The organism is Ciceribacter ferrooxidans, assembly GCF_004137355.1.
GTDB classification, from domain to species: Bacteria; Pseudomonadota; Alphaproteobacteria; order Rhizobiales; family Rhizobiaceae; genus Allorhizobium; species Allorhizobium ferrooxidans.
This window is the reverse complement of the sequence record NZ_SDVB01000253.1, coordinates 332,425-359,030: the sequence shown is the minus strand read 5'-3', so window position 1 is coordinate 359,030 and position 26,606 is coordinate 332,425. Positions and strand designations below refer to the sequence as shown.

Here is a 26,606-nt window from a genome sequence, read left to right as displayed (position 1 = left end):
CGGGAGGGGCTTACTCGACGTCCCAGAAGAGCGGGAACATCGGATCGAAAACGGTAACCGAACCGGCGCCCGTCTCGATCTTCTTCGGAAACTCCACCGGTGTCTCGCGCTTGACCAGGGTGATCCGCGTCTCGTTCGGCTGCAGACCGTACCAGGCCGGTCCATTCAGCGACACGAAGGCCTCGAGCTTGTCGAGCGCGCCCTCCTGCTCGAACACGTGGGCAAGGCAGCTCATGGTGTTCGGCGCGCAATAAATGCCGGCGCAGCCGCAGGCGCATTCCTTCGCGGGATCGACGTGAGGTGCGGAATCGGTGCCGAGGAAGAAGCGAGGATCGCCCGACGTCGCCGCCGCCCGCAACGCCAAGCGATGGCTCTCGCGCTTGGCGACGGGCAGACAATAGTAGTGCGGACGAATACCGCCGACGAGGATCGCGTTGCGGTTGATGATCAGGTGGTGGGTCGTGATGGACCCTGCGAGATTGGCAGTCGAGGCGCGGATGTAGTCGACGCCGTCGGAGGTCGTCACGTGCTCCATCGTCACCTTCAGTTCCGGCAGTCGCCGGCGCAAGGGATCGAGCACCGTCTCGATGAAAACAGCCTCGCGATCGAAGATATCGACTTCCGGCGCAGTGACTTCGCCGTGGACGCAGAGCGGCAGGCCGATCTTCGCCATCCGCTCCAGAACGGGCATCACCTTTTCGAGATTGCGCACGCCGCTCGCCGAATTGGTGGTCGCACCGGCGGGATAGAGTTTCACCGCCGTGATCAGCCCACTGCGCTTGCCCTCTTCGACATCATCCGGATCGGTCTCCTCCGTCAGGTAGAGCGTCATCAGTGGCTCGAAGCTGTGGCCATCCGGAAGCGCATCCAAAATACGGCCGCGGTAATCACGGGCATCAGCCGTCGTGACGACCGGCGGCACGAGGTTCGGCATGACTATGGCGCGAGCGAAATGCCGGCTCGTATCGGCGATCACGGCGCGAAGCATGACACCGTCTCGCAGGTGCAGATGCCAGTCGTCGGGGCGGCGGATGGTGAGCGATTGCATGGCATGCCTCCGGCAGATCTCTGTCGGCCGTCGATAGCACGCCCAGCCCGCCGGTCAATCCCGCTTTTTCGGCAGTCAAAGGTGTTCGTCAGAAGCCGGAGGCCGCGGCCACGGCCGACAACGCCTGCTCCTCGCGATCCTTTTGCATGATCTCGTAGATCTTCGGAAGCGCACGCTCGAAGGCCGCCACGCATTGCGGATCAAACTGCGAACCAGCCCGGCCTCGGATGTGCTCGACGGTCCGGTCGAACGACCATGCGGACTTGTAGGGGCGCTCGGTGGTGAGCGCATCGAAGTTGTCGGCGATGCAGACGATCCGGCCGGCGATGGGGATCGCCTCACCCGCCAGCCGATTCGGATAGCCCTGCCCGTCCCAGCGCTCGTGATGGCTGACGGCGATTTCCGAGGCGAGTTGCAGCAAGGACGATTGCGATTGCGCAAGGATGCTTCCGCCGATCTGGGCGTGCGCCTGCATCTGCCGATACTCCGCCTCCGTGAGGCGGCCCTGCTTCAGCAACAAGGTGTCCGGCATGGCGGCTTTTCCGACGTCGTGCATCGGTGCGGCGAGGCGGATGTCATTGCACATCTCTTCCGGCAGGCCGAGCTCCACGGCGATCGCCTCGGAATAGGCGGCCACGCGGGAGGTGTGGCGGGAGGTGTGGGGATCCTTGTATTCGGCGGCCAGCGTCAGCCGGTGAATGATCTCCTGTTCGCGCTGGCGCAGTTCGGCAACGGCCCGGTCGACTTCGCGGCGGAGCCATTCTGCCTGGTCCGCCAATTGCTTGCGTGCGCGAGAAAGGCTCACGATGTTCTGTACGCGTGCCTGGAACTCGACCGGGTTCACCGGCTTCGTCAGAAAGTCGATCGCCCCGGCATTCAGGGCCGCCATGCGCGTCGTCATGTCCGTGTCCGCAGTGATGAAGATCACCGGAACATTGGCGTACTTCTCGAACCGGACGATCTCTGTGTAGAGCTCGACGCCGTTGTACACGGGCATCTGGTAATCGATGATGGCGACGTCGAAATCGAGGTCCGGCAATGCGGACAGGACCGCATCAGGACCAGCGAAGGGCACGGCCTCGCACTGGTCGAGTTTCGCGACGAGCTTCGTCAGGAGCTTGAGATTTGTATTGTTGTCGTCCACCAGCAGAATACGCATCGTCGCCTCCTTGGCCGTCAGGCCACAAGCTTGAACCTCAGGGTTTCCAGTTCGTCGGTCAGCCGGTCCACGTCGGTGAGCTCCGGCTCTGTCTTGCGCAAAGCGCTCACCTTTCCGGCAATGTCGTTGAGGCCGACGTTGATCGCGGCGCCCTTGATCGTGTGGAGAACGCGATCGACATCATCCGGGCTTCCCTCGCGGACGGCCTGACGCAGTTCCAGGACGAGGCTTCCGGCATCGTCGAAGAAGGACACGATCAACTCCTGGAAAACGTCCTCGCCGAGCGCCTCGACCAGTTCCGATTGCCGTTCACCGTCGAGACCGTCGATGGGGAGCGGTGCCAGCACGGGGATATCGACCGCCTCCAGATCCGGCAGGCCGGTGTCATACGGCTCCGCCTTCGCACTGTCGTCGATCGTTGCCTCCGAAAGTCTCGTGAGCACGTTGCGCAACCTCTTCATTGTGATCGGCTTGGCTTCGAACCCGACCATCCCGGCTTCGACACAGCGCCGACGGTCGTCATCAGAGGCGTTTGCCGTCATGGCGACGATGGGGGTCGTTCCGTTCGGGCTGCCCGCGGCAATCCGGCGGGTCGCCTCGATGCCGTCCATCACGGGCATCTGCATGTCCATGAAGATGAGATCGAACGTCTCGTTTTCGCAAAGACGCACCGCCTCGGCCCCGTCGTTGGCGATGGTGACGTCCTGGCAGAGCCGTTCCAGGAAACGCCGCGCGACCTGCTGGTTGACACGGTTGTCCTCGACCAGAAGGATACGCTTGCGCGGCAGACCCGCCGCCGCGTCCTGGCCGGCCGCGTGGTTCGCCACCTCGTCCCGGTCCACCGCGACGACGGCGATCTCAAACCAGAAGATGCTTCCGACCCCGACCGTACTGCTCATGCCGAGTTCACCGCCGAGCTTTTCGACGATCTGCTTGCAGATGGTAAGGCCGAGACCCGTGCCGCCATATCTGCGGCTGATGCTGGCATCGACCTGCGAGAACGGCTGGAAGAGCTTTTCAAGGCCGGCCTCGTCGATGCCGATGCCGGTATCCTCGACCTCGAAACGCAGCATCAGCTTGCCGGCGCGATAGAACTCCCGGACCCGAAGCGTGACCGTACCCTTGCAGGTGAACTTAACGGCATTGCTCAGGAGGTTCAGCAGGACCTGGCGCAAACGCGTCGGATCCGTCCGGACATAATGGGCATCGAGCGCATCGGGTATATCCAGAATAACGGCATTGCCGTGCTCGGCCGCTCGGCCGCGAATGATGTTCGTGGTCGTTTCCGCCAGCGCCGAAATGTCGACCGCGCGCTCTTCGAGTTCGAGCTTGCCATGCTCGATCTTCGCGTAGTCGAGGATCTCGTTGATCACTTCGAGCAACGCCTCGCCCGACGAGCGGATCGTCTTGACGCTCGAAAGTGCATCCTCCGGAAGTTCCGAATATTCGAGCAGTTCCGCCATGCCGAGGATGGCGTTGAGCGGCGTGCGGATTTCGTGGCCCATGGTGGCCATGAATTGCGACTTCGCCCGATTGCCCGCGTCCGCCGCCTCATAGGCTTCGGTGAGTTGCCTGGTCACCACCTTGAGCTCGCGTCCCGTCTGGCGGACGGCGCCCAGCTGCCGGCGTAACGTGACCACGAGGAAGATGACGGAGGCGAGCAGCAGGATGAGCATTGCGGCCGCGCTGCGCCCCAGATCGAGTACGGCGGCACGGCCTATTTCGCGCGCGGCGCTCTGTTCGGCATGCACGCGCGCCGGCAGTTGCTCGACCTGACGTCCGAGTTCGGATAGCGCTCGCTCGAGATCGGCGAGATGATCGCCGGCATCGGAGTCAGTCCCGAGTTTCGAAAGGATCCGTTCCGCGTCGGCCAAACCGGAGACCACCGACTGGTAAAGAGTCTCCGTCGCGGCGTCGCGAGCGATCGATGGCTCGCCAAGCGTCCGTGCGAGCTGCCCCAGCGCATCAAAGCGAACGCCGATCTCGTTCACGCGGACAGCTGCCGATACGCCGCTCCTCACCTCCGTTACATCATGCGCCAGGGCGCGCAGATCGCGATCAAACTGGACAACGGACCAGAGAGCATCCTCGCGCGCGTCGTCATAGAGCAACTGGAAATGACGGGAGATGTCGACGAACAGCCCGACCAGTACGACGAGCAGGATGGCCGAAAGAACCTGGAGAATGGTCGCCGTGTCGGTGACCTTCCGCAAAGTCCGACTGCCGACGCTCGTCAGGTATCCCATCAGTCGACCTCAGCCGGCCGCAGCTGGTGCGGAAGAACGGAGCCCCAGATGGGAGATCAGGAGGTTGCGGAAAGCGACCGCTTCCACCGGCTTGGTCAGGAATGCCGTCACGCCGGCCTCGTGAGCCGCGTCCTGTAGTTTCGGCTCCTGATCGGCCGTCACCATGACGATCGGCACGCCGTCGTAGCGCTCCATCATCCTGATCTTGCGGACAACCTCCAGGCCGGTCATGCCGGGCAGGATCTGATCGACGATCAACATGGAGAAGAAGGTGTTATGGCAAAGGGTGAGTGCCCGTCCGGCATCGCCCTCGACGACGATTTCGTCGTCGGTGACCTTCTTGGCCAGATGTTTCAGGATCATCGCGTTGGTCGCGTTGTCTTCGACGATCAAGATGGGCATGGTTTTCTCTGACACCCTTTTTCTTCTTTGCTGCGGCCGGTTCCGTCCGCCGGATAGCGTGAGGCGACACGGCTGAGCGGAAGACCTCCGCGGATACCCGGTTGGTATCAGCCGCGAACTGAAATTGCCTGAAGCAAATTCTTCGAATTTTACGGTTTGCGGCACTGAGGGCGGCAAGAGGAACCAGCCCTCACGCGCGACCGCTTTGGCGCGTAGCCCCGGGGGCGCCGGGTGCGGTCTCAGCGCTGGAAAACGGGTCAGAGATTGGTGATCACGAGATCGGCGCGGCGGCTCTGGCGGAGCACACGGCGACCGTTCGGAAGATCGTTTTCGCCGACCTTCGCCGCGATCTCGGCAGGTGTGAGACCATAACCGCGCCAACGGTCGGCGAGGCGCTCGGCGAGCACCTCTTCCGGGACATCGAGAAGGATGGAGAGGTCGAAAAGACCGGCAAGCGCCGACCATGGCGCCTCCTCGAGCAGCAGGTAGTTGCCCTCCGCGATCACGATGCGGTGGGCTGGCGATATCACGCGCGCGGCGGCGATGGCGATCTCGCGGCTGCGATCGAAGACCGGGACGAGCACCTCGCCGCCGGCACGAATGGCATGGACGATGTCGATGAAACCGCGAACGTCGAAGGTTTCGGGCGCACCCTTGCGGCGTAGCAGTCCCTTTTCTTCAAGGACCGCATTATCCATGTGGAACCCGTCCATCGGCAGCACGACGGCCGTTTCACCCCGTTCGACGAGCGTTTCGGCGAGCGTCTCCGCGACCGTCGATTTGCCCGCCCCCGGTGGCCCGGCAATGGCGACGAGGAAGCGGGCATGTCCTGCAGCCCGCTTCTTGATCTCGTCTGCGACCTCCGGCAGGCCCGGCCTCATGCAGCCATTTCCGCGTCCGGTGCCGGGCGCGCGCCGGTCATGAAGGCGACCGCGTCCGCCATCGAATAGTCGCCGGGCTTAATGACGCAGAGGCGCCGCCCGAGCCGATGGATGTGAATGCGGTCGGCCACCTCGAAGACGTGCGGCATGTTGTGCGAGATGAGCACGATCGGCAGGCCGCGGGAGCGGACTTCCAGAATGAGCTCGAGCACGCGTCGGGATTCCTTCACCCCGAGGGCGGCCGTCGGCTCGTCCATGATGACGACCTTCGATCCGAAAGCGGCAGCACGAGCCACGGCGACGCCCTGGCGTTGGCCGCCGGACAGCGTTTCCACGGCCTGGTTGATGTTCTGGATCGTCATCAATCCCAGTTCGGTAAGCTTGTCGCGGGCGATCTTTTCCATCCGCTTATGGTCGAGCATGCGGAAAACGGACCCGAGCGGCCCCGGCCGGCGAATTTCGCGGCCGAGGAACATGTTGTCGGCGATCGATAGCGCCGGCGACAACGCGAGGTTCTGATAGACCGTCTCGATGCCGGCATCGCGCGCCTCCATCGGCGAGGAGAAGTGCACCGGCTTGCCTTCGAGCCGAATCTCGCCCTCGTCCGGACGAACGGCGCCCGAGATCGCCTTGATCAGCGAAGACTTGCCGGCGCCGTTGTCGCCGATGACCGCGAGGATTTCGCCCGGATAGAGGTCGAAATCGGCGTTGTCGAGAGCGGTGACGCGACCGTAGCGCTTGATGAGCCCGCGGGCGGTGAGAAGTGCTTCCTGTGCCATCAGCTTGCTACCTTTCTGATCCACTGGTCGACGGCGACCGCCGAGATGATGAGAACGCCTGTCAGGAAGACCTTCCACTGAGGATCAGCGCCGAGCATGTTGAGACCCATGGAGACGACACCCACGATCATCGCGCCGATGAGCGTGCCGAGGATGGAACCGCGCCCGCCGAAGAGCGAGATACCACCGATCACCGCGGCGGTGACGGCCTGCAGGTTATAGTCGGTCACGGCCGCGGAGGGCGAAATCGAACCGTTGCGGCCGATCGAGACCCAGGCGGCGATCGCGGCGATTACGCCTGCGAGCGAATAGGCGCCGAGAAGGACCTTGTCTGTACGGATACCGGAGAGCTTGGCGGCCTCTGGATCGTCGCCGACGGCGTAAAGGTGCCGGCCCCAGGCGGTATGATTGAGCGCGTACCAGAGCACGAGGACCAGGATCACCATCGTCACCACGCCGATCGTGAAGACGGCGGAGCCGATCTTGAAGCTCGTTCCGAAGAAATGCAGGAGAGGGGCGTTCGCCGCGACGTCTGTTTCGCGGATGGTCTCGTTGGCGGAGTAGATGAAGTTCGTCGACATGACGATGTACCAAGTGCCGAGCGTGACGATGAACGGCGGCAGCTTCACCTTCGCGACGAGGAAGCCGTTCAAGAAGCCACAAGATCCACCCGCGACAAGGCCGGCGAGGATCGCGATCGGTGTCGGCAGTCCATAGGTGACGGCACAGTTGCCCATAATCACGGCCGAAATGACCATGATGACGCCGATCGACAGATCAATGCCCGCCGTCAGGATGACGAGCGTCTGGCCGGCGCCGAGAATGCCGACGATGGCGATCTGCTGGAGAATGAGCGTCAGCGTATAGCTCGAGAAGAACTTGCCGCCGATCGTAATGCCGAAGATGATGATCGCCGAGACGAGCACGATGAACGGCACGGCGGCCGGCGTCGAATGCAGAAAGTGCTGTACCTTCCGCAGGAAGGACCTGTCCTCGAACGCGGCGATCGACTGGTCGCTCTTGTCGAGAACCTTTTCGAATTCCTGGATACTTGCCATGTGAACCCTCCCGTAGGGACCCGGCGCTTTTCGCTTTCCGGTTTGAAAAAGGGCGGCCGAGACCGCCCTTCAATTTATTGTCGACCTAAAGGATCAGGGCATCAACCCCAGCACTTGTTCAGGCCTTCCTTCGTGTCGATGGAAGGCACGCCTTCGGCCGGCTTGTCGGTGACCAGCGCAACGCCGGTATCGAAGAAGTCCTTGCCTTCCGTCGGCTGCGGCTTGGTGCCGTCCTGCGCGAACTTGGCGATGGCCTCGATACCGAGCGATGCCATCAGCAGCGGATATTGCTGGGAGGTCGCGCCGATCTGGCCTTCGGCAACCGCCTTGACACCCGGGCAACCGCCGTCGACCGACACGATCAGCACGTCGTTTTCCTTACCGACAGCCTTGAGCGCCTGGTAGGCGCCGACGGCGGCCGGCTCATTGATCGTGTGGATAACGTTGATGTCCGGATCCTTCTGGAGGAGGTTTTCCATGGCGGTACGGCCGCCCTCTTCGTTGCCGTTCGTCACGTCATGGCCAACGATCCGCGCATCGTCTTCGTCACCGATCTTGTTCGGATCCTTGGGATCGATCCCGAAGCCGATCATGAAGCCCTGGTCACGCAGGACGTCGACAGTCGGCTGCGACGGGGTCAGGTCGAGGAAACCAACCTTGGCGTCCTTGGCCTTGTCGCCGAGGGTTGCCGCGGCCCACTGGCCGATGAGCTTGCCGGCGAGCAGGTTGTCGGTCGCGAAGGTGGCATCGGCGGCGTCGAGAGGTTCGAGCGGCGTGTCGAGAGCGATTACGAGGAGACCGGCGTCACGGGCCTTCTTCACTGCCGGAACAATACCCTTGGTGTCGGATGCGGTGAGCAGAATGCCCTTGGCGCCGTCCGCAATGCAGGATTCGATTGCTGCAACCTGGCTTTCGGAATCGCCGTCGACCTTGCCGGCGTAAGCCTTCAGCGTGACGCCGAGTTCCTGAGCCTTGGCGGTCGCACCTTCCTTCATCTTGACGAAGAAGGGGTTGGTGTCCGTCTTGGTGATGAGGCAAGCCGAGACGCCTTCGGCACGTGCCGGTGCCGCGAAGACGACGCCGAGGGCCAGAGCCGACACGGCGGTTGCGATCAGAGATTTCTTCATTTCTTCCTCCCGAATTATTCAGTGGCCGTTCGCGGCCATACGACAGACGAATGGTCCGGACGCGATCTCCGCGCCCGATAGTGGCTCGAAGGGTCAGTGCAACTTCCTCCGATGTCATTAAGAACACCGGCGAACGGCTCTGTCAATAAATAAATCCAATTGAATTATTAATTGGATGTGACATGCTGGAACAAATGATGCATGAAGCGGGAGAGAACTCGGTCGGAAAGGAGGAGCGGCCATGTCATCTACCGAACAACCGGCGCCCAGGTCCGACCTTCCCCAGTTCGTGAGTGCGGGCGGTGGTGCCAACCAGGTGCGCGTAAGGGCCTATAACGAGCGGCTCGTGCTTTCGCTCGTGCGCCGCCAGGGTGGCATTTCGAAGGCTGACATAGCCAGGCAGACCGGCCTTTCGGCACAGACCGTTTCCGTCATCATGCGGGCGCTCGAAAAGGACGAGCTGCTCATCCGCGGCAAGCCGATCCGTGGCAAGGTCGGGCAACCATCGGTGCCGATGTTTCTCAATCCCGACGCCGTCTTCTCCTTCGGCGTCAAGATCGGCCGACGCAGCGCGGACCTGATCCTGATGGACTTCGTCGGAAAGATCAGGCTGCAGCTCCATCGCACCTATCGTTATCCGGAACCGCGGGAGATACTCGCCTTCATCGCCGGGGGTATCGCCGAACTCGAGGGACGCATGTCCGTCGAGCAGAAGGCGAATGTAGCCGGCGTCGGCATAGCGGCTCCGTTCGAGCTGTGGAATTGGGCCGACGAAGTCGGCGCGCCGCATGGGGCCATGGATGCCTGGCGCAATTTCGACCTGCAGGCGGAAGTGGCCGGGCAGGTCCCTTATCCGGTCTTCCTGCAGAACGACGCGACGAGCGCCTGTGGCGCCGAACTGGTTTTCGGCCTCGGTTCCCGCTATCCCGATTTCGTCTATTTCTACGTCGGATCCTTCATCGGCGGCGGCATTGTCCTCAATTCCACCGTCTTCGTCGGGAGAACGGGGACGGCGGGCGCGATCGGTCCCCTCCCCGTACGGAACAAGCAAGGCGAAACCAGGCAGCTGCTGGAGATCGCCTCGATCTTTGTGCTGGAGAATCTCCTGCGCGAAGGGGGGATCGATCCGCAACCGCTGTGGTACGCCGCATCCGACTGGATCGACTTCGGCGCGCCTCTGGATGTCTGGATCCGCGACAGCGCGGACGCCATCGCTCAAGCCACGGTCGCCGCTTCCTCGATCATCGACTTTTCCGCGGCTGTGATCGACGGAGGTTTCCCCGACTGGGTACGCCACCGTCTGGTCGCCGCCGTCAACAAATCTTTCGAGCGTCTCGATCTCCAGGGCATTCAGGTGCCCGAAATCGTCGAAGGCGTCGTCGGAAGCCAGGCGCGCGCGATCGGCGGTGCAAGTCTGCCGATCTTCGCGCGCTACCTCACGGACCAGACAGTGCTATTCAAGGAAATCGAACATGCTGAAGGGACTTGATCCTCTTCTCGGACCCGATCTGCTCGCGACCCTCCGGGCCATGGGCCACGGCGACGAAATCGCCATCGTGGACGGCAATTATCCCGGCCTCGAGCACGCGCGCCGCCTGATCCGCCTCGACGGGCACGGCTTGGTGCCGGTGCTCAACGCGGTCCTCAGCGTGTTGCCGATCGACGACTTCGTCCCCGAGGCAATTTTCCGATCGACCGTCGGCCCCGATCGCGACCGGCTCGATCCCGTGCACAACGAGATTCTCGATTGCTGCAACCGGCACGAACCACAGCGGAGCGTGACGCCGCTCGTCGGAAGCGCCTTCTATGACCGCGTCCGCGCTGCCCACGCGATCGTTCAGACAGGCGAGCCGCGCCTCTACGCGAACGTGATCCTGCGCAAGGGCGTGATCTATCCCTGAACTGGACGCGGCGGTTCGAGCGACCGCCGCACGCCACTTATGCCCGCGGCTTGCCGATCTCCCCGGCAGACGGTCCCCACACATCCGTGAGAGCAAAACCCTCGGCAAACGGATCGAACGGATCGAGTGCGACCTGCGTCAGCCCGAAAGTGAAGCCTCGCCCGGCGATCGTCGGGATGATGGCCGGCCTTCCCGCGACTTCGGTTACTGCGGAGAGCCCGACCTCGAACTCGGATCCGATGATCGACCGTGACTTGAAGACATCTCCGACCTTCGCCTTGCCACGGGCATGGAGCGTCGCAAGATTTGCCGAATTTCCGGTACCGCAGGGGGAGCGATCGACACGTCCCGGCCACATGGTCGTGCAGGTGCGGATCGCCCCGTCCGGATCGACGTCGCGGAACATGACATACGCGACGCCCGAGATCGCCGGGATTTCCGGATGCACGACGGGTATGGTGCGGTTGATCAGCTCTTTCAGGATCATGCCGGCTTCGACCAGTGTGCGGGCGTTCGACTTGTCGATCGTCGTGCCGATCTGCTGGACATCCACCAGTGCGTAGAAGATCCCGCCGTAGCAGAGGTCGAGCGTGATGCGCCCCCATTGCTCCGTATCGATCCCGACATCGAGTTCATGCACGAAGGACGGCACCATGGTGAGCTTCACCTTCTCGCAGTGCCCGTCGCGGCAAGTGGCCGTGGCGCGGACCAGGCCGGCAGCTGTCTCGAGTGTGACGACCGTCTCCGGCTCCTTCATCTCAACGATGCCCGATTCCAGCAGCGCTGTCGTCGTGCAGATCGAGTTTGAGCCGGAGCTTGCATGCGCCTGGTCCGGCTGGAGGATGACGAAGCCTGCATCGGCGTCGGGATGCTTTGCCGGCAGCAAGAGGTTGACCGAGCCGATCGGCGCGCCGCGTGGCTCCAGCACAAGGAAGCGACGGAGTTCCTCGCCCTTGGGATCGGTGTTCAGCCAATGCAGCTGCTCGGCGATCGTCTCGCCGGGAATTTTCGGTACCCCGCCGATTGCCAGCCTGCCGATCTCTCCCTCGCAATGGACATCCAGCAACTGGATCGTGCGCTTCCATCTCATCGTCTATGCTCCAATCGGGCGTGCAGTTTTTTGTCAAAAGCGGGTGATGCTGAAGGGCGCCATGTCGACCGGCGGCCGCGCGCCGGTCATCATATCGGCGATGAGCCTCGCCGTCGTCGCCGAATAGGTCAAGCCGAGATGGCCGTGCCCCGTCGCGTACCAGACGCCGGGCACCTGCGACGACGCCGAGATGATCGGCAGGGTATCGGGGAAGGCAGGGCGATGTCCCATCCATTCACTTGTCTCCTCCGCCTTGAGGCCCGGTAGCGCGCGCTGGGCGTGGCGCACGAGAACGCGAGCGCGCCGATAGTCGGGCGCGGCATCGAGCCCGGCGAGCTCGACGTTACCGCCGACGCGAATGCCACCCGCGGTCGGCGTCACCATGAAGGCGCGCTCCGGCCAGATGATCGAATGACGCATGGAGATGCCCGGCGCCATGATCTGTGTGTGATAGCCCCGCTCGGTCTCAAGCGGGATCGGCTCGCCGAGCGCGGCGGCAAGAAAGCGAGTCCGGGCGCCGGCTGCAAGCACGACGTCGGAAGTGACGAGCCGCGTTCCGCCGGCAAGAACGACGTCCGCACCGCCGCCGTGCCGTTCCACCCGTTCGACCTCACCGGAGACAAAGACGCCACCGGCTTGCCTGAAGGCTTCGACGAGCTTCAACACGAGCCGATAAGGGTCGCGGATCGAACGATTCGCCGGCAACAGGACCGCCTTGACGATGTGCGGCGACAAGGCGGGTTCGAGGTCGCGGATCGCCTTTCCGGTCAGGACCTGATGGGCAAAACCATAATTCTCCATGAGCGCGATATGATCACGGTCGGCGGCAAACTCCGCTTCGGTTTCATATATGGCGAGGCAGCCCTCGTCGGTCAGCATGTCCCGCGCGCCGACGGCTTCGAGCATCGGCTTCAAATCGTCGAGAACGCGGGCGCAGAGGCCGGCTCCAGCCGCCTCGATTGCGGCGACCCGCGAAGGACGTCCGGCAAGGATGAACCGAAGGAACCAGGAGGTCATCTTGGGTGCGTAGAAAGGCCGCAACCAGACCGGGCCTTCAGGGTCGAGCAGCCAGCGCGGGATTTTCCTCCATGTAGCGGGACGCGACACCGCCATGAACTCGGACACGGCAATGCTCGCCATATTGCCGAAGGACGCGCCTAGCCCCGGCTGATCGCGATCGATCAGCGTCACCTGGCGACCACGTCTCTGAAGCTCGAATGCGATCGCCGCGCCGACGATGCCGGCTCCGACAACAACGGTGGTCTTGCTCATGCCGCTCAGTCCCCTCGCCCGGAAACGCCCGCCGCGCATTTCGCGCCGGTTCAGACATTGTGATATATCAGTTTGGAAAAAATGCCACCAGTTTTCTCGTCGCGCGATCCGTCATCATGCGAGATCACGGCACAGCGGAGCAGGAACTTGGAACACTGCGCAACGGTTATGATCGGGAGGACTTGCGCGGAGATGCCCTACTTGGCTGCAGTGGCACCCAGTGAATTGCCGACCGAGCCGATCGTACCCTCGGCACTCTGGCCGAAGAGGATGAGTTGGCGCCCGTAGCTTCGGCGTGTGCGCGGATCGAAGATCGAGATCGGAGCGCTGATGACGGCACCGGCGGCTTGCCCAACGGTACTCGTTGCGCCTACGGTCACCGCGGCGAGGCCTTCACCGAGCCCTACCTGCGAGTCGGTGATGGTCTGGCCAGCGACCAGCCTCTGGCCGATCAGGCGCACCACTTCCGGACTTTCGGCAAACTTGCCGTGGTTCAGTTGATCCTCCGCCTTGAGCTCCGTGAGATCGATCACCGTGATTCCGGCGCTCTCCAGTTCCGATCGGTAGGGTTCCTTGCTCGGATCGATGCGCCCAAGCCGTTCGACATTGCCGGAGAGGTGCTTGGAAAGCGTCAGCGCCCGATCATCACGCGAGACGAAGAGCGTGAAATGCGGCGCATCCTTCTGCAGCGCGCGGAATTGCTGCGCGAACACGTCGACATCGAGATCCGGCGCGGCGAGAATGACATTGTTGATCTTCGGATGGACGCGCCCGTTGCGGATTGCCATCTGACGCAGCGATTCGACGGCAAGCCATGTGCCCATGGAGTGCGCCATCACCGTCACGTCCGACACGTCGGGATGGCTGGCGATACGGGTCAGAAGGTCTTCGAGCGCATCGCGAGAATAGTTCGTGCTTTCCCGGTCGTAGGCATAGTCGAAGATGTTGCCGCGTGACGGCCAGGTAAACACGACCGGAACGACCTCGGCGCCGGAATCGTGAACGATCTGCGCGAAACGATAGACAGAATCCTCGTAGAGGTTATTGAAGCCATGGACGAACACGAGCACGCGGCGACTCGTGACCTTGTGCTTGCCGAGCCAGACCTTGGCTTCCGCATCTGAATCGAGCGGGTCGACCGCGGCGGTCGCGAATTCCCGCGAGGGGTCCGGCGGCAGACGTTTCGGCCACTGAACCTGCCCGACCTTGCGGTTCTTCTCAGGCGGAATGGAGATCGTGACCGCGTCCATCATCAGGCCGCTTCCCCGTTCGCCGGTGAACAGGATCGCCTTGTCTTCGGACGGGGCACGCGTTGTTGCGGCGATGAGATCCACCCGACTTGCGCCATCGGCTCTCGCATCCACGGGCTCCATGACGCCGACCGGCCGGCCGGCGCAACCGGCCGCGACGAGACAAACAGCGAGCAAACCGATGAATCCGGAACGAATCCGCGCGCTCTTGCGAGCCGCTGGAGGGGAAATTCCACCTTCCTCCAATTGCATTCCGGTCAATACGCGGTCCCTTTATGAGCGATCAAGGCCCGTAGGGGTACCGCGGATCACAGGGCGAGACCAGTGCTTTCTTGCCACAGGCCCGGTCGTCGGAGCCCGTCAGGCGCCCTGCGTCAGCTGGGCATTCGCCCAGTCGACAATCTGCCGAGCGGACATCGCACCGGAGACCCTGGCGATCTCCCGACCACCACGGTAGAGCAACATCGTGGGGATGCCCCGAATGCCGAGCCGTCCGGCGACGTCCGGATGATCTTCGGAATTGAGCTTCATCAGACGCATGGAGGGTTCGAGAACCTTTGCCGCCTCGGCGAAGTGGGGCGCCATCATCTTGCAGGGGCCGCACCAGGGCGCCCAGACGTCGATGAGAACCGGCACTTCGCTGCGGGCGATCTGCTTTTCGAACATCGCTGGATCCGCGTCGACCGGATGCCCTTCGAAGAGAGCCTCCTTACAGGCGCCGCAGCGCGCCTCGGCGGCCGGACGCCCTGCCTTCACGCGATTGACGGCGCCACAATGCGGACAAACGATTTGCCGATCTGTTTCCATGCTATATGTCTCCTTCAAGGCGCCATATACCCGGCAGAGGCGCCTGCGATAGTTGACATTATATTCACAATGACGTAGATACGCAAGAATGAAGCTTAATCCTGAATCCATGCAGAACGCCGCAGACGACGCCAGTGAACTACTGAAGGCGCTCGCCAACCGGCACCGGCTTCTCATTCTTTGTCAGCTGATAGACGGCGAGCGCTCGGTCGGCCAGCTCGCCGAATTTCTCGGGATCAGGGATTCGACGGTGTCGCAGCATCTGGCGCTCCTCCGCCGCGACCGGATCATCAGCGGCCGGCGTGACGGGCAGACGATCTGGTACCGGATCGAGAGCGAGCCCGCCCGCAACGTCATCGGCGCGCTCTATAACACCTACTGCTCGGTCTGAATTTCCTTACCCACCGGCAATACCCTCACGCGGAGCGCATGGTGCCGCGGTCACGCAATGCGACGTGCCAGGAGAACGCCTCTTCGAGGATATGCGGCGTATGGCCGCCGCGCTGGCTTGCCCGAACGTAATAATCCCGCAGCGCGTCGCGATAGTCCGGATGGACGCAGTTGGCGATGATGACCTGCGCACGTTCCCGCGGGGCGAGGCCACGCAAATCCGCAAGACCTACCTCCGTCACCAGCACGTCGACGTCGTGCTCCGTGTGGTCGACATGGCTCACCATCGGTACCACGCTTGAAATGGCACCGTTCTTGGCGATCGACTTGGTAACGAAAATCGACATGTAGCCGTTTCGCGCGAAATCGCCCGAGCCGCCGATGCCGTTCATCATGTGGGTGCCGCCGACATGGGTGGAATTGACGTTGCCGTAGATGTCGAATTCCAGGGCCGTATTGATGCAGATGAGGCCGAGGCGCCGGATGACCTCCGGATGATTGCTGATCTCCTGGGGCCGCAGGATCAGGTGATGCTTGTACTCGGCGAGCCGCGGCAGTACCTTGCGGTACATCTTCGCTGAAAGCGTGATCGACGATCCCGAGGCGAAGCCGAGCTTCCCGGCGTCGAACAGTTCGAAGGTCGAATCCTGCAGGACCTCCGAATACATCTTCAGGTCATGGAAGGGAGAATCGATGAATCCGTGCAGTACCGCATTGGCGATCGTCCCGATCCCGGCCTGCAGCGGCTGCAGCTCATAGCCCATCCGTCCCCGCTTCACCTCGTTCAACAGGAAGTCCGTCAGATTGCCGGCGATCGCACGGGTGTCGTCGTCCGGCGGCAGGATGGTCGCCGAGCTGTCATGCTTCTCCGAGACCACGATCGCGACGATCTTTTCCGGCGGAACCGGAATGAATGGCAGACCGACACGGCTTTCCGGCGTCACGACGGGGATCGGCATGCGGGCTGGCCGGCGGGCCGGTATGTAGATGTCGTGCAAACCCTCGAGCGTTACCGGCTGCGAGAGGTTGATCTCGACGATAACCTTGTCGGCCAGGATCGCGAAGCTCGCGGAATTCCCGACCGACGTCGTCGGCACGATACCGCCTTGCTCGGTGATCGCAACGGCCTCGACGACCGCGATGTCGACGGGCGGGATCTGATTTGTTCGCAGCTGCTCGACGGTTTCGGAGAGGTGCTGATCAATGAACATGACTTCGCCGGCATTGATGGCCTTGCGCAAACCCGGATCCGACTGGAAGGGCATGCGCCGGGCGAGCACATGGGCTTCGGCGAGGGTCTTGTCGAGGTCGTTGCCGAGCGAGGCGCCGGTCATCAGCGTGATCTTCAGCGGGTCCTTGCGTGCCCGCTCGGCAAGCGCAAGCGGAACCGCCTTCGCTTCGCCGGCACGAGTAAACCCGCTCATGCCGACCGTCATGCCGTCCTTTATGAGGGCTGCCGCCTCATCGGCAGTCACGACCCGATCGAGCAGGGGCCTGTGTCGAATCCGTTCACGCAGCATGATCTTTCCTCGTCCAGATGCGGGGCGGTGTCGTCCCATAGGTTTCCGGTTGGCTTAGAGGTGGCGGCGCCGCCGTTGCAATCATTCTTCAGTCGCATGCGATGCGAAGCTGATATGCACAAAGCGCATACCGGATCTGTGACGCCACCTGGTTGCCGATGAATGACCCTTGAATTCTCGAAGAGAAAGGAATCGAAATACCGGTGGTTCCCGCGGGACGGTTCTGACCGGAGCAACCGATGAACAGCAATGCGCAGGACAGGCCTTACTGGACGAAAGACGGCGGCGAGCTGACCGCTGCGTTGGGTTCCGGTGCAGGTGGCCTCACTGCCGCCCAGGCGAAGGAAAGACTTGCGCAGCTCGGGGCAAATTCGATCGAGGATACGAGCCGCGTCGGCGCCATCCGACTGCTGTTGCGCCAGTTCGAAAGTCCGCTCGTTCTGATCCTCGTCTTCGCGGCTGTCGTGTCGATGCTGCTCCAGCAGTGGGTTGATGCAGCCATCGTCGTTGCCATCGTGCTCGGAAGCTCCCTCCTCGGCTTCTATCAGGAAAATCGCGCCTCTCGGGCTGTCGAGGCGCTGAAACGCCGGCTTGCGCTCACCTGCCGCGTCGTGCGGGACGGCACAGAACAGATGGTTGCGGTCACGACCGTCGTTCCGGGCGACATCGTCCTGCTCTCCGCCGGCAACCTCATTCCGGCAGACGGGCTCGTGCTCGATGCAGCCGATTTCCTGGTCAGCGAGGCGGCAATGACGGGAGAATCGTTTCCCGTAGAGAAACGACCCGGAAAGGTCGCCGCCGACGCCCCGATTTCCGCGCGAACCAATGCCGTCTTTCTCGGCGCCTCGGTGCGCAGCGGCACCGCGAGGGTGCTTGCGGTCAAGACCGGCAGGCAGAGCGAGTTCGGCGCCATCGCCGCAAGGCTCCGCGGAAGACCCGAAGAAACGGACTTCGCCCGTGGCGTGCGGCGGTTCGGCTACCTGTTGATCCGCGTGATGGTGCTGATCGTGCTCTTCGTGCTGACCGTCAATCTGCTGCTCGACCGGCCGGTGGCGGAATCGCTGCTCTTCGCTGTCGCACTTGCCGTCGGCCTCTCGCCGGAGCTCCTGCCGGCGATCATCACCGTCACGCTTTCTGCCGGCGCCAAGGCCATGAGCGAACGTGGCGTCATCGTCCGCCGGCTCGAGGCGATCGAGAACCTCGGCAGCATGGACATCTTCTGCACCGACAAGACGGGCACGCTGACGGAAGGAACTGTGGTGCTGCATGACGCCGTCGATACTGATGGTCGCCATTCCGACGAGGTTCTGCAGTTTGCCTTCCTCAACGCCTCTTTCGAGACGGGGATAGAGAACCCGATCGACGCCGCAATTGTTGCGAAAGGCGAAACCTCGAACCTGACCACCTCCGGATACTCGAAGATCGACGAGATCCCTTATGATTTCACCCGGCGGCTGCTGACCATCGTCGTCGAACGCCCCGACGAATCTTCGCAGCGCCTGATCGTCACCAAAGGAGCTTTCGACAACGTGCTCGCCGCCTGCATCTCCGTCTTGCGGAGCGGAGCGACGATCCCGCTGGACGAGGATCTGCGGGAGGAACTGGCCGGATTTCCCAAGGCCCGAGGCGCCGAAGGCTACCGCGTGCTGGCGATCGCCACCCGCGAGGCTGGCGTGAAGGCAGACTACACCCGCGACGACGAAGCCGGGATGACGCTGTGCGGCTTCCTTGTGTTCGAGGACCCGCCAAAGGCGGAGGCAAAGAAGACGATCGAGGACCTCGCGGCTCTCGGCATCGGCATAAAGGTCATCAGCGGCGACAACCGCTTCGTCACCGCGCACGTCGCGCAGGCAGTCGGCCTCAACCCCGCCGGCATCCTGACCGGCGACGAGATCGCGAGACTGAACGACGAAGCCCTGTGGAATCTGGCGGCCCGCACCGACCTCTTCGTCGAGGTCGATCCCCAGCAGAAGGAAAGAATCATCCGTGCCCTCCAACGGACGGGCCACTCGGTCGGCTACCTGGGCGACGGCATCAACGACGCTCCGGCGCTGCACGTCGCCGACGTCGGCATCTCGGTAGAGCAGGCGGTGGATGTTGCCCGCGAAAGCGCCGACATCATTCTTCTCAACCGCGATCTCGACGTGCTGCGCTCCGGCATCGAGGAGGGCCGGCGGACCTTCGCCAACACCCTGAAATACATCTCGATCACCACCAGCGCCAATTTCGGCAACATGGTCAGCATGGCGCTCGCCACGCCGCTGCTGCCTTACCTGCCGCTCTCGGCCAAGCAGATCCTGCTCAACAACTTCCTTTCCGACATGCCGTCGATCGCGATTTCGAGCGACAATGCCGATCCGGAACAGATCGCCACGCCCCAGCGATGGAGCATTCGCGACATCCAGCGCTTCATGGTGGTGTTCGGGCTGATCAGCTCCTGTTTCGACATGCTGACCTTCGCCTCCCTGCTCCTCGTTTTCCACGCGAGCGAGGCGACGTTCCAGACATCGTGGTTCATGATCTCGCTGCTAACCGAGCTCGGCGTCGTTCTGGTGTTGCGCACCCGCAAGCCGGCCTGGAAAAGCAGGCCGAGCTCGCTGCTTCTCTGGTCGACGATCGCCGTCTCCGCCGCGACACTCACCATCCCCTATCTCGGAACGCTGACCGGGGTGTTCGATTTCGTGCCGCTGTCCGCGGCACAGATGGGAGCGGCGATCCTGATCATCGCCGCCTATCTGGCGGCCACGGAAGTGGCGAAGCAACACCTGTTTCGCCCGCGGACGAAAGGGCGCCGACGCCGGCTTGCGTGAATGCGCAACGGCAAGCGCGCAGCTCGCAAGATCTTCGAATTTTCAAGGAAAGAATGGCGCACCCGAAGAGATTCGAACTCCTGACCCCCAGATTCGTAGTCTGGTGCTCTATCCAGCTGAGCTACGGGTGCGTGCCGTGCCGGCGTGTCACCGGCTGCGTGGCGATCCTCTAAAGCGTGGCGCGGAGGATTGCAAGCGAATTTCAAAAAATTCCGTCATTTTCACATCACGATCCCACCATGTCTTTGTTTTCGCACCATATATGCGCTCATGCGCGAGCACGCCAGTCGTCAAGCGCCACCGGGCGATCGGGAATTTCGATCCTGAAGAGCGTGCCAGATCCAGGCTTCTCGACAAGCGCGATGGTACCACCGTGGGCGAGAACGAGTTCGCGGGCGATCGCAAGGCCGAGCCCTGTGCCGCCCGACCGCGCCGCGCCACGAAAGGCGGCGAAGAGATTCTCCCGCGCCTTGCGCGGCATGCCCGGGCCGGTATCGTCGATGGTGATCGAAACCACGCTGCCCACCCGCTGCGCCGTGAGCGTCAGCCGGCGAACGACGTCGGGATCGCCTACGCCATAGCCGGCCAGCGCCTGTATCGCGTTGCGGCAGAGATTATGGATCACCCGGAACAACTGCTCGCTATCGGCGTCCACCTCCAGGTCGGCAGCCACCATGTCGATGAATTCGATACCGCTCTCGGGGTCGATCGCAAGGATGTCCCGCACCTCCTGGCATAGGGCCGCAAGCTGAATCCGGCGCCTGCGCGGTTCGGCCTCCGCCGCCTGACCATAGGCCAGCACTTCTCTCGTATAGCCAACCGCCCGATCGATCGTCCGAAGGAGTTTCGGGGCGAAACTCTTGACCATCGGATCCTCCACATCGGCGAGGCGATCCGACATGAGTTGCGCCGAAGCCAGAATATTGCGCATGTCGTGATTGATCTTGGAAACGGCAAGGCCGAGATCGGCAAGGTTCTTCTGCTGCTTGAGGGTCCGGTGCAATTGTTCCTGCATCATCGACAGATGCCGTGAGGCGACGGCGAGTTCGTCACTGCCCTTCTCCGGCACCAGGATACGGGCAGGGTCTTCGGGATCCTCGGTGAACTCCCGCATGCTGCAGGTGAGGCGCCGGACCGGGCGGATCATCATCCGGTTGATGGCGAGATAGATGAGGACGCCGGTAATCACCGAGATGATCAAGGAAACCGTTGCGAGATACCGCGCAAAGGAGAGCATCGCCTTGCGCAGGCTGTTCTCGGAAAGGACGACCTCGATCTCCATGTCGCTTTCGCCGACGGGTCCATAGACGCGCAGGATGCGGTCGCCGCCGAAGAACAGCGTGTAAAGCGCATCACTCACCGAACGGAGCGGATGCACGTTGGCCAGATCGAACTGGGCGTCGACCTTCGGTGGCATGTTGTCGACCACGAGGAGACGCGAGGTTCCGTCCTTGCGCAGCACGATTGCCTTGGTGCCCGTCGCCATGAGCGCCTCGTCCTGCAGTGCCCGCGGCAACTCGATCGGCTGAAGCCCGTCGATCACCACGCTCGCGGCAGCCGCCGTCCGCAAACGATCCTCCAACCAGCGCAGACGCATCGTGGCGATCGAGGGTGCGAAGATCAGCACCTCGGCTATCAACACAAAGACAATCGTGAGCCAGAGGAGCTTGCCGGACAACCCCTGAAAGAAGCCTGGACCGATGGCGGGTTTCGGCACGCCCTCGTCAGGTTCCGTCCTCCGCATCTCGTCTGGCATCGGCCTCTCCTTGCCGCTGATCTGACCGCGGGTAGAAAGCCCCGGGGTGCATACATAGGATAGACCGGTAAGAAGTAAAAGATAAGCGGCATCGAAAGAACGAAGCCTGCACGAATCTTCGTCTCCGCACGAAAAAGGCCGCGAGCGATGCTCGCGACCTATGGAACGTTGTGTGCCTGCCTGATCGGAGCGATCAGAACTCTTCCCACTCGGCGTCCTGGGCGACTGCCGCCGCGCCATCGCCGAATGCACGGGCGACGCTTCCCTGCATTTGGCGTGCCGGAGAGGCGACAGGCTTGCGCGGAGCGCTCGAAGCCGGTGCCGGCATCCGGATCGATGCCGCAGCATGGATGGCAGGACCGGGAACGGCACTGTCCCTCGCACCGTCGGAGAGCCGGAAATGGGCGACGAGCGCGGCGAGGCCGTCTGCCTCCTCCGAGAGCTTGTGGGTCGCCGCCGAGGTTTCCTCGACCATGGCGGCGTTCTGCTGGGTAACCTGGTCCATCTGGTTGATGGCGGTATTGACCTCCTGCAGACCGGTGGACTGCTCCTTCGCTGCTGTCGCGATCGAATGGATATGGTCGTTGATCTTCAGCACCCGGCTTTCAATCTCCGAGAGAGCCTCTCCGGTCTTCTGGACGAGCTTGACGCCGCCGGACACTTCTTCGCCCGACTTGGTGATGAGCGCCTTGATGTCCTTGGCGGCGTTCGCCGAACGCTGCGCGAGCTCCCTGACTTCCTGTGCAACGACGGCGAAACCCTTGCCCGCCTCGCCGGCGCGAGCCGCCTCAACACCGGCGTTCAAAGCCAGCAGGTTCGTCTGGAAGGCGATCTCGTCGATAACGTTGATGATCTGCGAGATTTCGCGCGACGCCTGCTCGATCCGCCCCATGGCCTCGACGGCTTCGCCGACGACCATCGCGGACTGGGCGGCACTGCGGGTCGCCTCCGTCACCATCTCGCTTGCTTCCTGCGCTCTTTCGCTCGAACTGCGCACAACGACCGTGATCTCATCGAGCGCCGCGGATGTCTCCTCGAGGGCGGCAGCCTGCTGCTCGGTGCGCTTGGCAAGGTCGTTCGTCGCCGACATCAGCTCATCGGCATTACCGTCGATGAGGTCGGTCTTGCCACGGATGTCGACCATCATCTGCCGCAGCCGGCCGACCGTCGCGTTGACGTTCACCTGCAACTCGGCGAAGGCACCCCGGAAATCGCCATGCATGCTCTGCGTCAGGTCTCCCGCCGACAGGCTCGCCACCACGCGGCGCGTCTCCGCGACACCGGCATCGACTGCTGTCAGAAGGGCGTTGATAGTGGCCGCGAAACGATCGAGGTTGGGGTCATCGTAGCGCTTTTCGATCCGCCGGCCGAAATCGCCATCGGCCGCAGCGGCGACCACAACCGACATGCTGGACTGCAGGTCGTCGCTCTTCGCCCGCATGGCCGCTTCCTGCGCATTGAGGCGCTGGACGGCGAGGCCGTTCTGCTTGAAGATCTCGACGGCGGCCGCCATGTCACCGATTTCGTCGGCACGGCCCGCATACGGGATGTCGACGCCATAATCCCCGTCGGAGATCTTCTTCATTGCGTTGGTGACATTGCGGATCGGCCGGCTGAGCTGATTGACGGCGATGTACATGCCGAAACCGGCACCACCGGCGACCGCCACGAAGGTGACGCCCGTGATGAGCATCAGCATCAGGGTCTGGAACGACTTGAGAGACGCCGTGATCGCCTGAAGCTCGGCCTTGTCCTGCTCGACCACGGCATCGATATCCGCCTGGAAGGCTTTCCGGTTGGCACGATTGGCCTCGTTATTGCCCTGCTCGTTGGCATCCTTGGGATCAACCTCGGTGCCGAGACGCGCCGTCTCGGTTCGGAACACCCGGAATTCTGCCGCCTTTCCTACCATGGAATCGAAGGCGACCTTCTGTTCGGCCGGCACGAGCGGCTTCCAGGCAGCAATCACGCTGTCGATCTCATCGAGATTCTTGAGGAGCCCTTTGGCAAAGGAACCCGCCTTTTCGGTCGTCGGTGCAGCGTAGATACCACGCGCTTCCATGACCACGGCGGTCACCATTCGGTTCATGTGTTCACCGAGGTAAACCCGCTCCGACACCGTGCGCAACGCCTCGGCTCTGCCAGCATACTGGGCGGTGACGTAAATGCCGATGACGCCGATGACGACCGCTGCAAAACCCAGTACCCCCACAAGGGAATAAATCTTGCCGCCAATTTTCACGAATATAACTCCTCTTCGACAATTCGGGGCGAAAACCCATCAAATTATGGGGATTTTATACACGTGGCATTAAAGAAGTCTTTCGCGTCTATTGTGCGGGTGCGAAGGCGTACCACTTCCTCAGGATGCAAGAGGAAGTTGAAAATCCACTTCTACTTTTGGTGCGGCAATCGTCTACATCCCTTGATGGCGTCCGGCCGGCGCATTTACCTGGAGCTGCAAGAAAAGCCGATCCCTACGGAGGCTCGCACCAAGCTACGCGGCAACCGCGCAACCGATTGACTCTCGGGGTCTTCGCCCGTATAAGCCCCCCGCACGCCCGGAGATACCCGCCCGCTCACGCGGCAGATCCGCCGTGCGAAACTCCAACGCTCTTGCAGAAATGCAAACCCAAGAAGGGCCGCACACCGCGGTATTAAATAAATGAAGCGTACCTACCAACCTTCCAAGCTTGTTCGCAAGCGTCGCCACGGTTTCCGTGCGCGTATGGCCACCAACGGCGGCCGCAAGGTTCTCGCCGCACGCCGCGCTCGCGGTCGCAAGCGTCTTTCGGCTTAAGGCCGGACGTGCCCGATCCCAGGAAACGGGCGAATGACGTCTGATGAACCAACGAAAACTGTCGGGCGGCTGAAGAGCCGGCCGCAGTTTCTTGCTGTCCGCGAAGGCGAGAAACGCCGCGGCGGCCTCTTTCTCCTCGAAGTGCTCGATCGCAAGGAGCCCGAGGGCGAGCCGAGAGTCGGCTTCACAGTCACCAAGAAACATGGCAATGCCGTCGAGCGCAACCGCATGCGCCGCCGCCTCAGGGAGGCTGTGCGCGTGAAGGCGGGGTTTGCAATGCAGTCGGGACATGACTATGTGGTTGTCGCCCGGCGGGACGTGCTGTCGGCGTCCTTTGCAGAACTCACGGAAGAACTGGCCGAACGGATCGAAGCCAGGCCGAAACACAAGCGGTCTTCCCAGACCCGTTCCAGGAAAGTGTGATGGAAAACAAACGCAATTACTTCATCGCGATTGCCCTGTCCGTGCTGATCGTGCTCGCCTGGCAATTCTTCTACATGAATCCGAAGATCGAGGCGCAACGTCAGGAGCAGGCACGCATCGCCGAGCAGGCGAAGACGGCGCCGGCAGGCAGCGAAAGCCCGGCAACACAGCCATCGACGGGAGCTCAGGTCTCCGGTGCCCTGCCCGCGTCCGGCCAGGCTGGCGCGACTGCTACCCGCGAGGACGCCATCGCCAAGACAGCCCGTGTCGCGATCGACACACCTGCGCTTTCCGGCTCGATCAATCTGACCGGCGCCCGTTTCGACGACCTCAAGCTCAAGGGATACCGCGAGACCGTCGATCCGCAGAGCCCGATCATCACTCTGTTCAGCCCGTCCGACACGAAAGACGGCTACTTCGCCGAGCTCGGCTATGTTGCAGGCGAAGGCGCCGGCGCGGCGCCCGGGCCGTCGACCGTCTGGACGCTGGCCGAAGGCGACAAGCTGACCCAGTCGACGCCGGTCACACTCTCCTTCACCAATGAGGCAGGCCTCACCTTCACCCGAAAGATCTCCGTCGACAAGCACTACATGCTGACCGTCGAAGACGCGATCAAGAACGGCGGCGCGACAGCTGCGTCGGTAGCGCCCTACGGCCGCATCACCCGCTACAACAAGCCGGCGACCCCTTCTGTCTACGTGCTGCACGAGGGTTTCCTCGGGGTAATCGGCACGAACGGCAGCCTCGTCGAGAAGAAGTACGGCGACATTGAAGAAGAGGGCGTTGCGAACGACAAGGCGACCGGCGGCTGGATCGGCATCACTGACAAGTATTGGGCAGCGGCTCTCGTGCCGCCGCAGACGATCGCGTACGATTCCCGCTTCTCGCACTTTTCCGACGGTCAGCCGCGTTATCAGGCTGACTTCAAGAATGACGCCGTCACCGTCGCCCCCGGGCAGGAAACCAGTCTCAAGACCCTGGTTTTCGCCGGCGCCAAGGAAGTGCGCGTCGTCAACGGTTACGCACTCGACGATTCCTGGTTCGGCACGATCTTCGCCAGCCTGCGCGGCGGCGAAGCCGCCGATGTACAGAGCTATCAGGTTCCCCGATTCGACCTCCTGATCGACTGGGGCTGGTTCTGGTTCTTCACCAAGCCGATGTTCCAACTGATGGACTTCTTCTTCCGGATGGTCGGGAATTTCGGGGTTGCAATCCTGCTGACGACGATCGTGGTGAAGCTTCTCTTCTTCCCGCTCGCCAGCAAGCAGTATGCCTCCATGGCCAACATGAAGCGCGTTCAGCCGAAGATGGAAGAGCTGAAGGCCAAGTTCGGCGACGACCGGATGGGCCTGCAGCAGGCGATGATGGAGCTCTACAAGACGGAGAAGATCAATCCGGTCGCCGGCTGCTGGCCGGTCCTGCTGCAAATTCCGGTCTTCTTCGCGCTCTACAAGGTCATCTACGTCACCATCGAAATGCGGCACGCGCCTTTCTTCGGCTGGATCCAAGACCTTTCGGCTCCTGATCCGACGACCTTCGTCAACCTCTTCGGGCTTCTGCCGTTCGACGCGCCGACGTTCCTGCATCTCGGCATCTGGCCGATCATCATGGGCGTCACGATGTTCCTACAGATGCGCATGAACCCGACGCCGCCCGATCCGACCCAGGCGATGCTGTTCAACTGGATGCCGCTCGTCTTCACCTTCATGCTCGGGAGCTTCCCCGCCGGGCTGGTGATCTACTGGGCCTGGAACAATACGTTGTCGATCCTTCAGCAGTCGATCATCATGAAGCGCCACGGCGTGAAGATCGAACTCGTCGACAATCTGAGATCGTTGTTCCGGCGAAAACCGCAGCCGAGCAAGTAAGACATCAAGAAACTCCGGG

22 protein-coding genes and 1 tRNA gene are annotated in these 26,606 nt (G+C 62.5%); 7 read left to right on the top strand and 16 right to left on the bottom strand.

The window, feature by feature from the left end:
- Window positions 1-10 precede the first annotated feature (10 nt).
- The 8 genes from pyrC to EUU22_RS18095 all read right to left on the bottom strand — a co-directional run bounded on the left by pyrC (window position 11) and on the right by EUU22_RS18095 (window position 8,700).
- A complete protein-coding gene (pyrC, locus tag EUU22_RS18130) occupies window positions 11-1,048 on the bottom strand; it encodes a dihydroorotase (protein ID WP_129333386.1) in 1,038 nt (345 codons plus the stop codon).
- Between the two features lie 88 nt (window positions 1,049-1,136).
- Entirely contained in the window at window positions 1,137-2,207 is a 1,071-nt protein-coding gene (locus EUU22_RS18125; RefSeq protein WP_129333385.1) for a response regulator, read from the bottom strand.
- 17 nt (window positions 2,208-2,224) lie between these two features.
- Window positions 2,225-4,453, bottom strand: a complete 2,229-nt coding sequence (locus tag EUU22_RS18120; RefSeq protein ID WP_129333384.1) for an ATP-binding protein — start codon at window positions 4,451-4,453, stop codon at window positions 2,225-2,227.
- A 9-nt stretch (window positions 4,454-4,462) separates the two neighbouring features.
- Window positions 4,463-4,855, bottom strand: coding sequence for a response regulator (locus EUU22_RS18115; protein WP_129333383.1), 393 nt, complete (start codon window positions 4,853-4,855; stop codon window positions 4,463-4,465).
- Between the two features lie 257 nt (window positions 4,856-5,112).
- A complete protein-coding gene (locus EUU22_RS18110) occupies window positions 5,113-5,736 on the bottom strand; it encodes a nucleoside triphosphate hydrolase (RefSeq protein WP_129333382.1) in 624 nt (207 codons plus the stop codon).
- Window positions 5,733-6,515 (bottom strand): ATP-binding cassette domain-containing protein, encoded by a 783-nt coding sequence (locus EUU22_RS18105; protein ID WP_129333381.1) that lies wholly within the window; start codon window positions 6,513-6,515, stop codon window positions 5,733-5,735. Before EUU22_RS18105 ends, EUU22_RS18110 begins: the two co-directional genes overlap by 4 nt.
- Window positions 6,515-7,573: an ABC transporter permease gene (locus tag EUU22_RS18100; protein WP_129333380.1), complete on the bottom strand. Its 1,059-nt coding sequence runs from the start codon at window positions 7,571-7,573 to the stop codon at window positions 6,515-6,517. Before EUU22_RS18100 ends, EUU22_RS18105 begins: the two co-directional genes overlap by 1 nt.
- Window positions 7,574-7,674: 101 nt before the next feature.
- The gene (locus EUU22_RS18095; RefSeq protein WP_129333379.1) at window positions 7,675-8,700 is read right to left on the bottom strand and encodes a sugar ABC transporter substrate-binding protein; all 1,026 of its coding nucleotides are present in this window, start codon (window positions 8,698-8,700) and stop codon (window positions 7,675-7,677) included.
- 241 nt (window positions 8,701-8,941) lie between these two features.
- Between EUU22_RS18095 and EUU22_RS18090 the strand changes: the two genes are divergently transcribed.
- Both EUU22_RS18090 and EUU22_RS18085 read left to right on the top strand, forming a co-directional pair.
- Complete coding sequence (locus tag EUU22_RS18090; RefSeq protein WP_129333378.1) at window positions 8,942-10,189, top strand: ROK family transcriptional regulator; 1,248 nt, start codon at window positions 8,942-8,944, stop codon at window positions 10,187-10,189.
- Window positions 10,173-10,601 carry an RbsD/FucU family protein gene (locus EUU22_RS18085; protein ID WP_129333377.1) on the top strand — a complete coding sequence of 143 codons (429 nt, stop codon included), beginning with the start codon at window positions 10,173-10,175 and terminating at the stop codon, window positions 10,599-10,601. The genes EUU22_RS18090 and EUU22_RS18085 overlap by 17 nt, the downstream gene beginning before the upstream one ends.
- Window positions 10,602-10,638: 37 nt before the next feature.
- Here the strand turns inward: EUU22_RS18085 and EUU22_RS18080 are convergent, their stop codons facing one another.
- From EUU22_RS18080 to trxC, 4 genes are all read right to left on the bottom strand, one after another.
- Complete coding sequence (locus tag EUU22_RS18080) at window positions 10,639-11,691, bottom strand: 4-hydroxyproline epimerase (protein ID WP_129333376.1); 1,053 nt, start codon at window positions 11,689-11,691, stop codon at window positions 10,639-10,641.
- Window positions 11,692-11,724: 33 nt separating this feature from the next.
- A complete protein-coding gene (locus EUU22_RS18075; protein ID WP_129333375.1) occupies window positions 11,725-12,963 on the bottom strand; it encodes an NAD(P)/FAD-dependent oxidoreductase in 1,239 nt (412 codons plus the stop codon).
- A gap of 197 nt (window positions 12,964-13,160) precedes the next feature.
- On the bottom strand, window positions 13,161-14,465 hold the full coding sequence (locus EUU22_RS18070; protein ID WP_129333751.1) for an alpha/beta hydrolase: 1,305 nt from the start codon (window positions 14,463-14,465) through the stop codon (window positions 13,161-13,163).
- A gap of 108 nt (window positions 14,466-14,573) precedes the next feature.
- Window positions 14,574-15,020 carry a thioredoxin TrxC gene (gene trxC / locus EUU22_RS18065; protein ID WP_129333374.1) on the bottom strand — a complete coding sequence of 149 codons (447 nt, stop codon included), beginning with the start codon at window positions 15,018-15,020 and terminating at the stop codon, window positions 14,574-14,576.
- Between the two features lie 88 nt (window positions 15,021-15,108).
- Here trxC and EUU22_RS18060 point away from each other — a divergent pair, with 88 nt between their 5' ends.
- Complete coding sequence (locus tag EUU22_RS18060) at window positions 15,109-15,411, top strand: ArsR/SmtB family transcription factor (RefSeq protein WP_112685595.1); 303 nt, start codon at window positions 15,109-15,111, stop codon at window positions 15,409-15,411.
- 25 nt (window positions 15,412-15,436) lie between these two features.
- Here the strand turns inward: EUU22_RS18060 and scpC are convergent, their stop codons facing one another.
- Window positions 15,437-16,930, bottom strand: a complete 1,494-nt coding sequence (gene scpC, locus EUU22_RS18055) for a succinyl-CoA:acetate CoA-transferase ScpC (RefSeq protein ID WP_129333373.1) — start codon at window positions 16,928-16,930, stop codon at window positions 15,437-15,439.
- A gap of 239 nt (window positions 16,931-17,169) precedes the next feature.
- On the opposite strand from scpC, the gene mgtA reads away from it, so the two are divergent.
- The gene (gene mgtA / locus EUU22_RS18050) at window positions 17,170-19,740 is read left to right on the top strand and encodes a magnesium-translocating P-type ATPase (protein ID WP_129333372.1); all 2,571 of its coding nucleotides are present in this window, start codon (window positions 17,170-17,172) and stop codon (window positions 19,738-19,740) included.
- A 54-nt stretch (window positions 19,741-19,794) separates the two neighbouring features.
- On the opposite strand, the gene EUU22_RS18045 is transcribed toward mgtA, so the two are convergent.
- From EUU22_RS18045 to EUU22_RS18035, 3 genes are all read right to left on the bottom strand, one after another.
- A tRNA-Arg gene (locus EUU22_RS18045) sits at window positions 19,795-19,871 on the bottom strand.
- Between the two features lie 137 nt (window positions 19,872-20,008).
- The gene (locus tag EUU22_RS18040; RefSeq protein WP_129333750.1) at window positions 20,009-21,484 is read right to left on the bottom strand and encodes a sensor histidine kinase; all 1,476 of its coding nucleotides are present in this window, start codon (window positions 21,482-21,484) and stop codon (window positions 20,009-20,011) included.
- 205 nt (window positions 21,485-21,689) lie between these two features.
- A complete protein-coding gene (locus EUU22_RS18035) occupies window positions 21,690-23,738 on the bottom strand; it encodes a methyl-accepting chemotaxis protein (RefSeq protein WP_129333371.1) in 2,049 nt (682 codons plus the stop codon).
- 423 nt (window positions 23,739-24,161) lie between these two features.
- Here EUU22_RS18035 and rpmH point away from each other — a divergent pair, with 423 nt between their 5' ends.
- From rpmH to yidC, 3 genes are read left to right on the top strand one after another with little or no spacing between them, the layout of a single operon-like run.
- Window positions 24,162-24,296, top strand: coding sequence for a 50S ribosomal protein L34 (gene rpmH, locus EUU22_RS18030; RefSeq protein WP_078070738.1), 135 nt, complete (start codon window positions 24,162-24,164; stop codon window positions 24,294-24,296).
- A gap of 33 nt (window positions 24,297-24,329) precedes the next feature.
- Window positions 24,330-24,719: a ribonuclease P protein component gene (rnpA, locus tag EUU22_RS18025; protein ID WP_129333370.1), complete on the top strand. Its 390-nt coding sequence runs from the start codon at window positions 24,330-24,332 to the stop codon at window positions 24,717-24,719.
- A complete protein-coding gene (gene yidC, locus EUU22_RS18020) occupies window positions 24,719-26,587 on the top strand; it encodes a membrane protein insertase YidC (protein WP_129333369.1) in 1,869 nt (622 codons plus the stop codon). Before rnpA ends, yidC begins: the two co-directional genes overlap by 1 nt.
- Window positions 26,588-26,606 lie beyond the last annotated feature (19 nt).

Bases quoted from the DNA above. Each gene is read 5' to 3' on its own strand.
- pyrC (WP_129333386.1), bottom strand. From the start codon at position 1,048: ATGCAATCGCTCACCATCCGCCGCCCCGACGACTGGCATCTGCACCTG.
- EUU22_RS18125 (WP_129333385.1), bottom strand. From the start codon at position 2,207: ATGCGTATTCTGCTGGTGGACGACAACAATACAAATCTCAAGCTCCTG.
- EUU22_RS18120 (WP_129333384.1), bottom strand. From the start codon at position 4,453: ATGGGATACCTGACGAGCGTCGGCAGTCGGACTTTGCGGAAGGTCACC.
- EUU22_RS18115 (WP_129333383.1), bottom strand. From the start codon at position 4,855: ATGCCCATCTTGATCGTCGAAGACAACGCGACCAACGCGATGATCCTG.
- EUU22_RS18110 (WP_129333382.1), bottom strand. From the start codon at position 5,736: ATGAGGCCGGGCCTGCCGGAGGTCGCAGACGAGATCAAGAAGCGGGCT.
- EUU22_RS18105 (WP_129333381.1), bottom strand. From the start codon at position 6,515: ATGGCACAGGAAGCACTTCTCACCGCCCGCGGGCTCATCAAGCGCTAC.
- EUU22_RS18100 (WP_129333380.1), bottom strand. From the start codon at position 7,573: ATGGCAAGTATCCAGGAATTCGAAAAGGTTCTCGACAAGAGCGACCAG.
- EUU22_RS18095 (WP_129333379.1), bottom strand. From the start codon at position 8,700: ATGAAGAAATCTCTGATCGCAACCGCCGTGTCGGCTCTGGCCCTCGGC.
- EUU22_RS18090 (WP_129333378.1), top strand. From the start codon at position 8,942: ATGTCATCTACCGAACAACCGGCGCCCAGGTCCGACCTTCCCCAGTTC.
- EUU22_RS18085 (WP_129333377.1), top strand. From the start codon at position 10,173: ATGCTGAAGGGACTTGATCCTCTTCTCGGACCCGATCTGCTCGCGACC.
- EUU22_RS18080 (WP_129333376.1), bottom strand. From the start codon at position 11,691: ATGAGATGGAAGCGCACGATCCAGTTGCTGGATGTCCATTGCGAGGGA.
- EUU22_RS18075 (WP_129333375.1), bottom strand. From the start codon at position 12,963: ATGAGCAAGACCACCGTTGTTGTCGGAGCCGGCATCGTCGGCGCGGCG.
- EUU22_RS18070 (WP_129333751.1), bottom strand. From the start codon at position 14,465: ATGCAATTGGAGGAAGGTGGAATTTCCCCTCCAGCGGCTCGCAAGAGC.
- trxC (WP_129333374.1), bottom strand. From the start codon at position 15,020: ATGGAAACAGATCGGCAAATCGTTTGTCCGCATTGTGGCGCCGTCAAT.
- EUU22_RS18060 (WP_112685595.1), top strand. From the start codon at position 15,109: ATGAAGCTTAATCCTGAATCCATGCAGAACGCCGCAGACGACGCCAGT.
- scpC (WP_129333373.1), bottom strand. From the start codon at position 16,930: ATGCTGCGTGAACGGATTCGACACAGGCCCCTGCTCGATCGGGTCGTG.
- mgtA (WP_129333372.1), top strand. From the start codon at position 17,170: ATGAACAGCAATGCGCAGGACAGGCCTTACTGGACGAAAGACGGCGGC.
- EUU22_RS18040 (WP_129333750.1), bottom strand. From the start codon at position 21,484: ATGCGGAGGACGGAACCTGACGAGGGCGTGCCGAAACCCGCCATCGGT.
- rpmH (WP_078070738.1), top strand. From the start codon at position 24,162: ATGAAGCGTACCTACCAACCTTCCAAGCTTGTTCGCAAGCGTCGCCAC.
- rnpA (WP_129333370.1), top strand. From the start codon at position 24,330: ATGACGTCTGATGAACCAACGAAAACTGTCGGGCGGCTGAAGAGCCGG.
- yidC (WP_129333369.1), top strand. From the start codon at position 24,719: ATGGAAAACAAACGCAATTACTTCATCGCGATTGCCCTGTCCGTGCTG.